12 protein-coding genes are annotated in these 13,078 nt (G+C 56.2%); 9 read left to right on the top strand and 3 right to left on the bottom strand.

Annotation, left to right across the window (positions count from 1 at the left end; all coding sequences use genetic code 11):
- Positions 1-123: 123 nt before the first annotated feature.
- Entirely contained in the window at positions 124-1,035 is a 912-nt protein-coding gene (locus BUA49_RS16555) for a LysR substrate-binding domain-containing protein (protein WP_072799604.1), read from the bottom strand.
- A gap of 102 nt (positions 1,036-1,137) precedes the next feature.
- On the opposite strand from BUA49_RS16555, the gene BUA49_RS16550 reads away from it, so the two are divergent.
- Positions 1,138-2,124 carry a glutathione S-transferase family protein gene (locus tag BUA49_RS16550; RefSeq protein WP_072799602.1) on the top strand — a complete coding sequence of 329 codons (987 nt, stop codon included), beginning with the start codon at positions 1,138-1,140 and terminating at the stop codon, positions 2,122-2,124.
- Here the strand turns inward: BUA49_RS16550 and ispB are convergent.
- The gene (gene ispB, locus BUA49_RS16545) at positions 2,117-3,085 is read right to left on the bottom strand and encodes an octaprenyl diphosphate synthase (protein WP_072799600.1); all 969 of its coding nucleotides are present in this window, start codon (positions 3,083-3,085) and stop codon (positions 2,117-2,119) included. The genes BUA49_RS16550 and ispB overlap by 8 nt on opposite strands.
- 249 nt (positions 3,086-3,334) lie before the next feature.
- Between ispB and rplU the strand changes: the two genes are divergently transcribed.
- The 4 genes from rplU (at position 3,335) to proB (ending at position 6,426) form a co-directional block, all read left to right on the top strand.
- Complete coding sequence (rplU, locus tag BUA49_RS16540; protein WP_072799598.1) at positions 3,335-3,646, top strand: 50S ribosomal protein L21; 312 nt, start codon at positions 3,335-3,337, stop codon at positions 3,644-3,646.
- A gap of 36 nt (positions 3,647-3,682) precedes the next feature.
- The gene (gene rpmA, locus BUA49_RS16535) at positions 3,683-3,946 is read left to right on the top strand and encodes a 50S ribosomal protein L27 (RefSeq protein ID WP_072799596.1); all 264 of its coding nucleotides are present in this window, start codon (positions 3,683-3,685) and stop codon (positions 3,944-3,946) included.
- Positions 3,947-4,092: 146 nt separating this feature from the next.
- On the top strand, positions 4,093-5,286 hold the full coding sequence (gene cgtA, locus BUA49_RS16530; protein ID WP_072799594.1) for an Obg family GTPase CgtA: 1,194 nt from the start codon (positions 4,093-4,095) through the stop codon (positions 5,284-5,286).
- Positions 5,287-5,301: 15 nt separating this feature from the next.
- Positions 5,302-6,426, top strand: coding sequence for a glutamate 5-kinase (proB, locus tag BUA49_RS16525; protein ID WP_072799781.1), 1,125 nt, complete (start codon positions 5,302-5,304; stop codon positions 6,424-6,426).
- Positions 6,427-6,497: 71 nt separating this feature from the next.
- Here the strand turns inward: proB and rpsT are convergent, their stop codons facing one another.
- A complete protein-coding gene (gene rpsT, locus BUA49_RS16520; protein WP_072799593.1) occupies positions 6,498-6,767 on the bottom strand; it encodes a 30S ribosomal protein S20 in 270 nt (89 codons plus the stop codon).
- A gap of 300 nt (positions 6,768-7,067) precedes the next feature.
- On the opposite strand from rpsT, the gene murJ reads away from it, so the two are divergent.
- The 4 genes from murJ (at position 7,068) to lspA (ending at position 13,075) form a co-directional block, all read left to right on the top strand.
- Positions 7,068-8,648 carry a murein biosynthesis integral membrane protein MurJ gene (gene murJ, locus BUA49_RS16515; protein ID WP_072799591.1) on the top strand — a complete coding sequence of 527 codons (1,581 nt, stop codon included), beginning with the start codon at positions 7,068-7,070 and terminating at the stop codon, positions 8,646-8,648.
- 83 nt (positions 8,649-8,731) lie between these two features.
- Complete coding sequence (ribF, locus tag BUA49_RS16510; protein WP_072799589.1) at positions 8,732-9,685, top strand: bifunctional riboflavin kinase/FAD synthetase; 954 nt, start codon at positions 8,732-8,734, stop codon at positions 9,683-9,685.
- A 46-nt stretch (positions 9,686-9,731) separates the two neighbouring features.
- Complete coding sequence (gene ileS / locus BUA49_RS16505; protein WP_072799588.1) at positions 9,732-12,551, top strand: isoleucine--tRNA ligase; 2,820 nt, start codon at positions 9,732-9,734, stop codon at positions 12,549-12,551.
- Entirely contained in the window at positions 12,551-13,075 is a 525-nt protein-coding gene (gene lspA / locus BUA49_RS16500; RefSeq protein WP_072799586.1) for a signal peptidase II, read from the top strand. The genes ileS and lspA overlap by 1 nt, the downstream gene beginning before the upstream one ends.
- Positions 13,076-13,078: the final 3 nt, after the last annotated feature.

Below are 13,078 nucleotides of genomic sequence, written 5' to 3'. Positions count from 1 at the left end.
ATGGGCTCCGTTCGTTATTAAGGTTCGTCGCAGTATAGATGAACCGATTGTTGATCCCGTTGACTCATTTGCCTGCCAGGATTCTGCGGCGGAGTCATTCAGGCACCAGCCGGTCCCGAGGCACTATTTATCCAGCCAGTCTGTTACGGCCGGGTCGTCGATCAGTTTTTGCCAGAACCATATCAGGGCCTTACCTTTATCGTCTGCGTGTCTTGCGGCCTGGAGCGCGACGGGCTGTCTTGGTTCACATACCTGTTTTTCGACGAGCTGGCCGGAAGCAAGAAGTTCTTTCACCCGAGGTTTTGGTAACCAGCCCACACCGAGACCTGCTTTTTGCATGGCAATTTTATGGTCGATATTGGTGCCCGTCAGAGTGCGCTGCCTTTGAAAGATGCCGGCATGGCCGGCGGGTAGAGAGCGAGATGTGTCCGCGGCAACCGCTGCCGGGAAGCGGCAGATATCATCTTCACTCAGCGGTTCTTCTGCATTTGCCAGCGGGTGGTCGGGAGAGACCGCAAAAACAAAGGCCAATTTGCCAAGGATATGGCAGGTGAAGTTTCCGGCGGGTTTGCTGATGTCGTCGGCGCCAATAATAAGATCCACCCTGCGACTTTGGAGCGCATCCCAGGTGCCGGCAAAAACTTCTTCTGTAACCTGAACGTCAACGGGAATACCCATTGCGCAGAACTCTTTTATGGCCGGAAACAGGCACTCCGCCGGCAACAATGAGTTGAATCCGATGCGCAGTCTGGTTTCCCAGCCCTGGGCGACCTGCCGGGTTGAGTGTGCAAGGTTTTCGGCAGCATCAAGCAGGGTTCGACCTTCTTCGAGCAGGTATCGGCCCGCAGGGGTAAGCACGGCCCGATGTCCGCTTCTGTCGAATAGGGTTACGTTCAGGTCTTCTTCGAGCTTTTGCACGGTGTAGCTGATGGCCGATGGCACCCGGAAGAGTTCGGCGGCGGCACCGGCGAAGCTGCCTTTGCGGTCGATGGCGTCGAGGACTTTGAGGGCGTCTATGGTGATGGCTGTGTGCATGTTCGAATTATCTGAGGTTGTTGGCCAGAATTGCTTGTTTGAGAGGGTAGCAGGGTCACCGTTATTCTTCTCTAGTTATCAGTATATTCATTGGAGTCAGGTATGGGTCTTCTCGTCGACGGAAAATGGCATGATCAGTGGTATGACACCGGCAAGACCGGCGGTAAGTTTGAGCGAGAGGCGGCGCGGTTCCGGAACTGGGTAACGGCTGATGGCTCGCCGGGGCTGGCGGGTGAGGGTGGTTTTAAGGCTGAGTCGGGGCGTTATCATTTATACGTGTCCCTGGCCTGCCCATGGGCTCATCGGACGTTGATTTTCCGGAAGTTGAAGGGGCTTGAGGCCCATATTTCCGTGTCAGTTGTGCATCCGGACATGCTTGAGAACGGCTGGGAATTTCGCTCCGGTGAGCAGGCGCACAGAGATGATCTGTATGACTTCCGGTTTATGCACCAGGTGTACACAAAAGCAGCGCCGGAGTATTCGGGGCGGGTGACGGTTCCGGTGTTGTGGGATAAGCACAAACAGACCATTGCCAGTAATGAGTCGGCGGATATTATACGGATGTTTAATTCCGCGTTTGATGGCCTGGACGATGTGCTCAGCGATGTGGACTTCTATCCCAACGCGCTTCGTGCGGAGGTTGATGCCGTGAATGAGCGGGTTTACCACACGGTTAATAATGGTGTTTATAAAGCAGGCTTTGCGACGGCTCAGGTGCAGTATGAAAAGGCGTATTCCGAGCTGTTCGATTCACTGGGCTGGCTGGAGGCGCGATTGTCAGCGCAGCGTTATCTGGCGGGGAGCCATTTAACAGAAGCCGATTGGCGGTTGTTTACAACGCTGATTCGTTTTGACGCCGTGTACTACGGGCACTTCAAATGTAATCGCCAGCGTATCAGTGATTTTCCGGCGCTTTCAGGTTATCTGAGGGAGCTGTATCAGGTGCCCGGTGTGGCGGGGACGGTGGATATTGATCAGATCAAGCGGCACTATTACGTGAGTCAGCGTACCGTTAACCCTACGCAGATTGTTCCGGTGGGGCCGTTGCTTGATTTCACGGCGCCCCACGGGCGGGGAGATCTTAGCTGACTCGGGCCACGGCGACTTGGGTGAGCAGTTCCAGGGCTTCTTTATGGGGCGAGGCGGCAAGAGCGTTCAGGGTGTCTGAGGCCTTGGCCGCCTCGGCCCTGGCCCGCTCCATGGTGTATTCCAGTGCGCCGGATGCCTCAACAAGTTTGAGAATCCGTGACAAGTCATCCAGCCCGCCTTTGCGGATAGCCTGGCGGATGAGCTGGCGGTCTTCTTCGTTGCTGTTTTCCATGGCGTGGATCAGCGGCAGGGTGGTTTTACCTTCTGCCAGGTCGTCGCCGACGTTTTTGCCCATGGCTTCGGCATCACCGCGATAATCCAGAACGTCGTCCACCAACTGGAAGGCCAGGCCCAGATGTTTGCCGTAGTTTTTCAATGCCTGCTCCTGCGCATCGTCTGCGCTGGCGAGTAAGGCGCCGGAATGGGCTGCTGCTTCGAAAAGCATGGCGGTTTTATTGTGGATGACGGCCATGTACTGATCTTCGGAAAGATCCGGGTTTTTGATATTCATCAGTTGCATGACCTCGCCTTGGGCGATCACCGCAGTGGCGTGGGACAGCACGTTCATAATAGGAAGGCTTTGTAGCTCTACCATCATCTCAAACGCACGGGCGTAGAGGAAATCACCTACCAGCACGCTGGGGGCATTCCCCCACTTGGCGTTGGCCGTGCTTCGACCCCGGCGCATGTCGGAAGTATCTACCACATCGTCGTGGAGAAGGGTTGCGGTATGCAGGAACTCAATGACCGCTGCCAGTTTGAGATGCTCGTCTTTGTTATAGCCTGCGGCCCGACTGGAAAGCAAAACCAGCAAGGGCCGCAAGCGCTTACCGCCGCTTTCAATGATGTACTGGGCTATTTTCTCTACCAGAGGGACGTCCGAAGAAAGTCGCTGGATGATCAGGTCATTAACGCGGCTGAAATCGTCTGCCACGGTGTCGTAAATGCGCTGGGCTGTCATGCGGCTTGCGGGTCCCTTGCTGGTGTCGTAGTTATGTAGATGCCTAGTGTGCTGATAATACAGGTAGGACGCGGCAATGCTAGGTATTGCCGCGGTTAGTGTCAACTTGACTTGTAATACGAAGCGCCTTTTCGTACAATCACGCGCCCAACTCATCCCAACCTGCGCTCCCTGCTATAGGGTCGCCAGAGCGCTTCCCTTAGAACCAGGTGGATAAGAGCAGGGATGGGTCAATCGCGGAGAATGTTAATGTACGCAGTTATTGTTAGCGGTGGTAAACAACACCGTGTTAAAGAAGGCGAAACTCTGAAGCTGGAAAAGCTGGAAGTGGAAACCGGCGGCAACGTCGAGTTTGACCGCGTTCTGCTGATCGCTGATGGCGACAATTTCAAAGTTGGCGCGCCGGTTGTTGATGGTGCCAAAGTCACTGCGGAAGTGGTTAGCCACGGCCGTCACGACAAGATCCAGATCATCAAGTTCCGTCGTCGTAAGCACTCAATGAAGCGTCAGGGCCACCGTCAGTGGTTTACTGAAGTCAAGATCACGGGTATTCAGGGCTAAGCTCCCCGAAAAAACCCCTTAATCAGGAGGCTTGTCATGGCTCACAAAAAAGCAGCAGGTAGTACCCGTAACGGTCGCGATTCCGAGTCGAAACGACTTGGTGTGAAGCGCTACGGCGGCGAATCAGTATCTGCAGGCAGCATTATTGTTCGTCAGCGCGGAACCCGTTTCCACGCTGGAACAAATGTTGGCCTGGGCAAAGACCATACGTTGTTCGCGAAAGCAGGCGGCCAGGTCAAGTTCGAAGTAAAAGGTCCGCAAAACCGTAAGTTCGTAAGCATCGTTCCAGCTGCTGCGTAAGCAGCGGCAATCCGGTTCTGTCGAACCTTGGGCAGCCCTGATATCCTGTCGGCATAGATAGGATTCGGAGCTGTCTGGAGCCCCGCAAAGCTTCCTTGAGGCTGCGGGGCTTTTTAGTTTATGCGCCACGCGCAAAGGGTTGATTCATGAAATTCGTAGACGAAGCCACAATCATCGTTGAAGCCGGCAATGGCGGAAACGGCTGCCTTAGTTTCCGGCGTGAAAAATACGTTCCCAGAGGTGGTCCCGATGGTGGCGATGGCGGCGACGGTGGCTCCGTATATCTCGAAGCAGAGGATTCGCTTAACACGCTGGTAGATTACCAGTTTCAGCGTAAGCACAAAGCGCCGGGCGGGGAGCAGGGTTCCGGGCGGAACTGCACCGGCACCAAAGGCGAGGATCTGGTGTTGCCAGTGCCGGTTGGCACCACGGTGGTTGATGTGGATACCCATGAGGTGCTTGGCGATCTGACCCGTATTGGTCAGCGCTTGAAGGTGGCTCAGGGTGGGTTCCATGGACTCGGTAATACTCGGTTCAAATCATCGATAAACCGTGCGCCCCGCCAAACGTCTAAAGGCTCTGAAGGTGAGCTCCGGAACCTGCGTCTGGAGCTGAAGGTTCTGGCAGACGTTGGCCTTCTGGGGATGCCCAACGCAGGTAAGTCTACCTTTATACGCTCTGTGTCAGCCGCTACGCCCAAGGTTGCAGATTATCCGTTTACTACGCTGGTGCCGAACCTGGGTGTGGTGAGCGTGCAGATGCATCAGAGCTTTGTTATTGCGGATATTCCCGGTTTGATTGAGGGCGCAGCAGAGGGTGCGGGCCTCGGCATTCGATTTCTGAAGCATCTGGTGCGCACTCGCCTACTATTGCACCTGGTGGACGTAGCCCCTTATGACGGTTCATCCCCCACCCATGCGGTAAATGTGATTGCTCACGAACTCGAAAAGTTCAGTGAAACTCTGGCCAGTCGGGAGCGTTGGCTGGTGCTGAACAAGGTCGATATGGTGCCGGAAGAGGATCGTGAGGCCCATTGCCAGGCGATCGTTGAGGAGCTTGGTTGGCAGGGGCCGGTATTTAGTATTTCAGCGTTAAGCGGCGAGGGCACCAAGCCGCTGACTCAGGCAGTTATGCGCTGGATTGAAGAGCGTGCCGAGGAAGAGGCGGAGAACCCTGAGGTTGCCGAACAGGAGGCCGCGAGGCGTCAGAGGATGGACGAAGAGGCTCGAGTCGGTATCGAGGAAGAAAAGCAAGCTCGCCGCGCGGCCCGTGAGGAAGTTGATGATGACGTCGACGACGATGATGATCACGATGTTGAAGTGGTTTATGCGCCAGAGTAAATTTTGGCTTTTACCATGACTGAACGCGCCCAGCTGTCTCAGGCGCGCCGCCTGGTGGTGAAAATAGGAAGTGCCCTTCTGACTAATGATGGCCGTGGCCTGGATGTGCCAGCGTTAGGGCTCTGGGTGGATCAGATGGCGGCGTTGGTTGAGCAGGGCGTTGAGTTGGTTGTGGTGTCTTCAGGTTCGGTGGCGGAGGGTATGAGCCGCCTGGGTTGGAAGAAGCGCCCGGAGCAATTGCATGAATTGCAGGCTGCGGCCGCTGTAGGTCAGATGGGGCTGGTGCAGACCTGGGAGGCGGAGTTCAAGCGCCACGGCATCCATACCGCCCAGATTCTGCTGACCCACGATGATCTTTCCGACCGCAAGCGTTACCTGAATGGGCGTAGTACGCTCAGGGCGCTGCTGGATTTTGGTGTTGTACCGATCGTGAATGAAAACGATACGGTGGTTACCGACGAGATTCGCTTCGGTGATAACGACACCCTGGGGGCTCTGGTTGCCAATGTGGTCGAGGCTGACGGTTTGATTATCCTGACCGATCAGCTTGGTTTGTTTGATAAAGATCCGCGTAAAAATCCGGATGCGAGCCTGGTGACAGAGCGATTCGCCGGTGATCGGGAGCTGGATGCCATGGCCGGCGGCAGCGCCGGAGTTCTTGGTCGCGGTGGGATGCAAACCAAGCTTCGCGCTGCGCGCCTGGCTGCGCGATCCGGGGCATTCACGGTGGTTGTGGGCGGGCGCATTGAAGGTGTTCTTACCCGGCTGCGTCAGGGTGAGGTTCTTGGCACGCTGCTGCTTCCTGAGCAGGGTCGCATCGCGGCGCGAAAGCAGTGGCTGGCCAGCCACCTGCAAACCCGGGGCAGGCTGACCCTCGATGACGGTGCGGTGAAGGTGCTTCGCCTGGGTGGACGCAGTCTTCTCCCGGTCGGTGTTAAAGCTGTGACAGGGCAGTTCCGTCGTGGCGAGATGGTGTCTTGTGTCGATCAGAAGGGTAACGAGATAGCGCGCGGGCTGGTGAACTACAGTGCAGGCGAGGCTGGGGCGATAGCGGGTCGCTCAAGCAACAGCATCGCAGACATTCTGGGTTATATTTCCGACGAAGAGATGATTCACCGGGATAATATGGTGATTGTCTGAAGCAAAAAAAACCGGCTTGAGAGCCGGTTTTTTTAATCGCATCAAGAGCTTTTGGTTAGCGCGAGGCGCTATCAGGCACTCTTCAGCGCTTTGATTTTGGCGCTCATGCGGCTCTTCTGGCGGGCAACTTTGTTCTTGGTAAAAATGCCCTTGTTGACCATGCCGTCCATAATAGGCTGGGCAGTTTTGAAGGCGGCCTGAGCTTCCTCGTAGTTGCCGGACTCAATCTGGGTCTGCACTTTTTTCATGTAAGTGCGGGTCATAGAGCGAAGGCTTGCGTTGTGCTTGCGGCTGTTCTCGTTCTGACGTGCGCGCTTTTTGGCTTGCGGGGTATTTGCCACCGTAAAACTCCTGGAAAGTACTGAAAGTTCGTTACTGAATGATTTATACGGAAAACCCTGGGTAAAATGCTTTCCAGAGGCCCCCTGAAATCGCGGGCGCGCCCATAACAAGCGCGTCGAAATAAATGACGCGAAACTATGCCGCTAAAACCCGTAAATGTCAATACTAAGTCCCATTTGATCCCATGACTCAAAAGGGCTGTGGTAAACTCCCGGCTCGCTGGATACGGGTTTGGTAGGGAAGCAGGTAATTCCCGAAATACCCGGCCGAAAGAGTGCGCAACCCGGATAAAAGCCCGAATGTCATCGCAACCCGAAACATCACCGGAAAAACAGCCACCTGCCAGAGCGCCCGGCCTGCTTCGGTCTTCCGGCCTGGTAGGCGTGATGACCATGCTTTCGCGGGTTCTGGGCCTGGTGCGGGATATGGTGATTGCGCGCTATTTTGGCGCTGGTGCCGGGGCCGATGCTTTTTTCGTAGCTTTCAAAATACCCAATTTTTTACGCCGGCTTTTCGCCGAAGGAGCATTCTCTCAGGCGTTTGTACCCGTACTTTCGTCCTACCGCGAGAACCACCCGGTCTCCGATGTAAAGCGGTTGGTAGATGCGGTTGCCGGTTCTCTCGGGCTTGTTCTGCTAGGTATCACTCTGGTTGCTATGCTCGGCGCGCCGCTTCTGACGGCCGTCTTTGCCCCTGGCTTTCTGGGCGATGATGTCAAATTCGCGCTGACCAGCGACATGCTGCGCATCACTTTCCCATATTTACTGATGATTTCCCTGACGGCGTTTGCCGGCGGTATTCTCAACAGTTACGATCGTTTTGCTGTGCCTGCTTTTACGCCGGTTTTGCTGAATCTGGCGATGATCGGTGCTGCCGTCTATCTCTCGCCGTTAATGAGCGAGCCGGTTATGGCTCTGGCGTGGGGTGTGTTCATTGCCGGCGCGCTTCAGTTGTTTTTTCAGTTGCCGTTCCTGATGCGATTGGGGCTTATGCCCCGGCCGCGGGTTGATTATCAGCATGAAGGTGTCAGCCGCATCCTCAAACTGATGGTGCCGGCGCTATTCGGTGTGTCTGTCAGTCAGATCAACCTTCTGCTGGATACGGTTCTGGCGTCGTTCCTGCAAACCGGAAGTGTATCCTGGCTATATTATTCGGACCGGCTTTCCGAGTTGCCCCTGGGTGTATTCGGAATTGCCATCGCGACGGTGATTTTGCCGAGCCTGTCCCGCAAACACGCCGCAGCCTCCACTGACCAGTTTGCGGCTACGCTGGACTGGGCTGTCCGTGCTGTGCTGATTATCGGGGTTCCCTCTGCTCTGGCGTTAGGGCTGTTGGCTGAACCGTTAATCGCGACCTTGTTTCATTATGGTGAGGTCACCGACAGGGATGTGGCCATGTCGGCCCAGAGCTTGCGGGCGTACTCCGCCGGGCTGCTCGCCTTTATGGTTATCAAGGTGCTGGCGCCGGGTTTTTTTGCGCGCCAGGATACCCGTACGCCGGTGAAAATCGGGATCATTGCGATGATGGCCAACATGGTTTTCAATCTGGCCCTCATCGTGCCGCTGGCCCATGCGGGTCTGGCGCTGGCCACCTCGATGTCCGCGTGGCTTAACGCAGTTTTGCTCTGGCGTGGGCTTAAGCGCCAGGGTGCCTGGCAAAGCCAGCCCGGCTGGCCAAAATTTCTCGCCCAGATCGGTCTGGCGAACTCGGTTATGGTTGGCATTATCCTCTGGCTGAATATGCCGGTTATGCGCTGGCTGTCGGCGGACGGCATCGAGCGTTCTCAGCATATGGGTATGCTGGTTGTGGCTGGCGGTGGTGCCTACTTTGTTGTTCTGGCGCTGGCTGGGGTGCGGGTAAGACATTTTCGCCAGAGGTAAGGTATAATCGCGCGTTTTCTCGCCAGCGCTTTGCACACCATCAAAGCGCTGAAAGCCAACTGGCAAATGAAGGTTCGCATTGCATGCGTCTGATCCGGAGCCTGACCAACCTGAAAATGCTTTCCAGGCAGGTGGATTCTCCGCTGGCGGAGGGCTGTGTTGCCACCATCGGCAACTTTGACGGCGTTCATCTGGGCCATCAAACCATTATCGATCAGGTGAAAAGCAAAGCCCGCGCTTTGAACTTGCCCTCGGTTGTCATGGTTTTTGAGCCTCAACCAAGGGAGTTCTTCCAGGGCATGGAGGCGCCGCCCCGGCTGATGGGGTTCCGGCAAAAACTGGAGGCTTTGCTCGCGGCGGACATTGATATCGTGCTGTGCCTCAAATTCGATGAAACCTTTCGCAGTTATTCCGCCATGGGCTTTATCGACGATGTTCTCATTGACGGGCTGGCGGTGCGTCACCTCGTCGTAGGTGATGATTTCCGCTTCGGTTGTGACCGGGCCGGGGACTTTGCGCTACTGGAGAAGGTGGGCAGAACCGCCGGTTTTTCAGTGGAAAATACCCGCACCGTAACCGTTGCGGGCGAGCGTATAAGCAGCACGCGAATCCGCAACCTTATGTTGGAAGACCGGCTGGAAAAAGCAGAGTCTCTGTTGGGGCGCCCGTATCGCATTCGGGGCCGGGTAGTTTATGGTCGGCAGCTGGGGCGCCGTATCGGATCGCCCACCGCGAATGTCCTGCTTCGGCAGATGCCTGCCTTACGGGGCGTTTATGTGGTTAGCGTTACGCTTGAAAACGGAACGACTCAGGACGGCATTGCCAACATCGGCCTGCGCCCGACGGTTGATGGCAAACAGCCAGCACTGGAAGTGCACCTGTTTGACTTTACTGGCACACTTTACGGCCAGCATATTGACGTTGTTTTCCGCCACGGACTGCGGGATGAAGAAAAGTTTGACTCTATCGACGCGCTGAAAGCGCAGATTGCCAGAGATTTCGACGCCGCACGAGCGTGGCTGGCAGAACATCACTGACCCAAACTGGCCAAACAAACTGACCTAAAGAGCACGCACACGAACCATGAGCGACTATAAGCACACTCTGAATCTGCCGGAAACCGCGTTTCCCATGCGCGGCAACCTGGCCAAGCGCGAGCCCGAGATGCTCAAGCGGTGGCAGGATCTGAACGTTTACGCCAACCTGCGCCAGCAGCGCGAAGGGCGTGAAAAGTTCATCCTTCACGATGGCCCTCCCTATGCCAACGGCAGCATTCACATTGGTCATGCGGTCAACAAGATTCTGAAGGATATGATCGTGAAATCCCGCGGCTTCATGGGCTTTGATGCGCCCTATGTGCCGGGCTGGGATTGCCATGGACTGCCGATTGAACACAAAGTTGAGCAGGAGATTGGCAAGGCCGGTGTGAAGGTCGACTACAAAACCTTCCGCCAGGCATGCCGCGACTACGCCACTAAACAGATTGCCGGCCAGAAAGCCGACTTTATCCGCCTCGGTGTGATGGGTGAGTGGGACAAGCCCTACCTCACCATGGATCCGAAAGTCGAAGCCGGCATTGTTCGGGCGCTAGGCAAGATTGTCGCCAAGGGCCATCTGGTGCGTGGTTACAGGCCGGTTTACTGGAGTGTGGTGGGTCAGTCCGCACTGGCAGAAGCCGAAGTAGAATACCAGGACAAAACGTCAACGCAGATTGATGTGCGTTTTACGGCGGTCGATCAGGGCAAAGCCCTGGCGCTGTTTGGCACCGACAAAGGCGAAGGCGACGTTTCCGTGGTTATCTGGACCACCACGCCCTGGACCATCCCTGCGAACCAGGCTGTGTCGCTCAATGCCGATCTTGACTACGCGCTGGTTCAGGTTGATGCCGGCAACGGTCCCGAGCGCATGATTCTGGCGGCGGCCATGGTTGAAGGCGTTATGGCGCGCTGGGATGTTGCGGATTTTGAAGTGCTGGGCACCTGTCTGGGTGCCGATCTTGAGCACCTGTCCTTGCATCACCCGATCTACGACAAGCAGGTTCCGGTGATTCTCGGTGACCACGTCTCTATTGATGCGGGCACCGGCGCCGTGCACACAGCCCCCGATCACGGTATGGAAGATTTTGTCGTCGGCAAAATCTACGGCATCGGCACGTTGAACCTGGTTCAGGCCGATGGCACTTACACCAGCGCTACCGGTGAGTTTGCAGGTATTCATGTCTATAAGGCGGATGATCCGGTTTGCGACGCTCTTGCGCGCGAAGGCAAATTGGTTCGCAAGGAAAAATTCCGCCACAGCTTTCCCCATTGCTGGCGCACCAAAACGCCGCTGATCTACCGCGCGACGCCGCAATGGTTTATCAGCATGGAGAAAGAAAACCTCCGTGCAGACGCACTGGAAGCCATCAAGGGTGTGCGCTGGATTCCTGCCTGGGGCCAGAGCCGTATTGAGGCCATGATCCGGCAGTCTCCGGACTGGTGTGTCTCACGCCAGCGTACCTGGGGCGTGCCGATTACCCTGTTTATTCATAAAGAAACCCAGGAACTGCATCCGGACACCCAGAACCTGATTGAGAAAGTGGCCCAGGCTATCGAAACCGGGGGCATCGATGCCTGGTACGAGATCGATACCCGCGAATTGCTGGGTGATGATGCAGACCACTACGAAAAAGTTCTGGATACACTGGATGTGTGGTTCGATTCCGGCGTTACCCACGAGTCTGTGTTGCGCGTACGCCCGGAGCTGGGCCAGTTCCCCGCTGATTTGTATCTGGAGGGCTCTGACCAGCATCGTGGCTGGTTCCAGTCTTCGCTGAAAACGTCCATCGCAATGAACGGTGTGGCGCCATACCGGCAGGTGCTCACCCACGGCTTTACCGTGGATGGCAAGGGCCTCAAAATGTCCAAGTCGCTGGGTAACGTGATTGCGCCTCAGGAAGTCATGAACGAGCTGGGTGCCGACATTCTCCGCTTGTGGGTTTCAGCGACCGATTACAGCGGCGAAATGACGGTTTCCAAGGACATCCTGCGGCAGACCGCAGACGGATACCGCCGTATCCGCAACACCTCGCGCTTCCTGATGAGCAACCTCACAGGCTTTGATCCGAAGCAGCATATGGTCGCTCCGGATGAGATGATTGCGCTGGATCGGTGGATGGTGGATCGCGCTCAGCAGCTGCAGAACGAGCTGCATGAGGACTACCAGAATTACGACTTCCTGCGGATTTACCAGAAAGTGTACAGCTTCTGTGAAGCCACCCTGGGCGGCTTTTATCTCGATATTATCAAGGATCGCCAGTACACCACCCAGGCGGATAGCCTGGCACGGCGCTCTTGCCAGACCGCGCTTTACCATGTGGCCGAGGCCCTGGTGCGCTGGATTGCGCCCATCCTGAGCTTCACAGCGGATGAAATCTGGCAGCACTTGCCGGGAGAGCGCGGTGACACTGTGTTCTATGAAACCTGGTACGAAGGCCTTACAGAACTTCCAGAAAATGCCGAACTGGGCCGCGATTACTGGCGCCGGATATACGGTGTGAAAGAAGCCGTAAACAAGCGCCTGGAAGAAGCCCGAGCCCGCGGCGAAATCAAGGGATCACTGAGCGCCGAAGTCACGCTTTATTGCGAGGGCGATCTGGCAGCTGACCTGGAGTTCCTTGGAGAAGAGCTCCGCTTTGTGCTGATCACTTCCGAAGCAACCGTGCGACCAGTATCGGAAGCCGGTAGCGCCGAGATGACCAGCTACGAAGGCCTGCGGGTAAAAGTGACGCCGGCGACGTATGCGAAATGCGAGCGTTGCTGGCACCACCGGGAAGATGTGGGTGCTAGCGCCGAACACGAAGATTTGTGTGGCCGCTGTATCACCAATGTGGAAGGGCCGGGTGAAACCCGCTCGTTTGCCTGATGGATCTGGCAATGACTGAACAGAAAACCGGAACCAAACTGAAGTGGCTCTGGCTGGCCCTGCTGGTTATTGTGCTTGATCTGGGCACCAAGGCCATGGCTACGGCCATGCTGACCTATGGTGACCCGGTCTCGGTTATTCCCATGTTTAATCTGACGCTGCTGCACAATACCGGGGCGGCGTTCAGTTTCCTTGCGGGCGCCGCCGGCTGGCAGCGCTGGTTCTTCGTGACACTGGCGTTGGTGGTCAGTGTCGTACTCGTCGGCTGGCTGAGAAATCTGCAGCGCCATGAAACCTGGTCGGCCATTGCTATCGTACTGATCCTTGGTGGTGCGCTGGGTAATGTATACGATCGGGTTGTGCACGGTTACGTTGTCGACTTCCTGCATTTTTACTGGCAGGACTGGCATTTTCCCGCATTTAATCTGGCCGATACAGCCATTACCATAGGTGCAGCCATGATGATTCTTGATATGTTCCGCAAGCCTGCTGATTCCGGCCCGCCTGCGAACGGGAGCGAATAAAGT

The organism is Marinobacter antarcticus, from assembly GCF_900142385.1.
Lineage (GTDB): Bacteria > Pseudomonadota > Gammaproteobacteria > Pseudomonadales > Oleiphilaceae > Marinobacter > Marinobacter antarcticus.
Note: the sequence above shows the minus strand (reverse complement) of the source record. Positions and strands in the feature narration are given on the sequence as shown.

Excerpts from the sequence above, each read along its gene's own strand:
- BUA49_RS16555 (WP_072799604.1), bottom strand. The coding sequence starts at position 1,035 with ATGCACACAGCCATCACCATAGACGCCCTCAAAGTCCTCGACGCCATC.
- BUA49_RS16550 (WP_072799602.1), top strand. The coding sequence starts at position 1,138 with ATGGGTCTTCTCGTCGACGGAAAATGGCATGATCAGTGGTATGACACC.
- ispB (WP_072799600.1), bottom strand. The coding sequence starts at position 3,085 with ATGACAGCCCAGCGCATTTACGACACCGTGGCAGACGATTTCAGCCGC.
- rplU (WP_072799598.1), top strand. The coding sequence starts at position 3,335 with ATGTACGCAGTTATTGTTAGCGGTGGTAAACAACACCGTGTTAAAGAA.
- rpmA (WP_072799596.1), top strand. The coding sequence starts at position 3,683 with ATGGCTCACAAAAAAGCAGCAGGTAGTACCCGTAACGGTCGCGATTCC.
- cgtA (WP_072799594.1), top strand. The coding sequence starts at position 4,093 with ATGAAATTCGTAGACGAAGCCACAATCATCGTTGAAGCCGGCAATGGC.
- proB (WP_072799781.1), top strand. The coding sequence starts at position 5,302 with ATGACTGAACGCGCCCAGCTGTCTCAGGCGCGCCGCCTGGTGGTGAAA.
- murJ (WP_072799591.1), top strand. The coding sequence starts at position 7,068 with ATGTCATCGCAACCCGAAACATCACCGGAAAAACAGCCACCTGCCAGA.
- ribF (WP_072799589.1), top strand. The coding sequence starts at position 8,732 with ATGCGTCTGATCCGGAGCCTGACCAACCTGAAAATGCTTTCCAGGCAG.
- ileS (WP_072799588.1), top strand. The coding sequence starts at position 9,732 with ATGAGCGACTATAAGCACACTCTGAATCTGCCGGAAACCGCGTTTCCC.
- lspA (WP_072799586.1), top strand. The coding sequence starts at position 12,551 with ATGGATCTGGCAATGACTGAACAGAAAACCGGAACCAAACTGAAGTGG.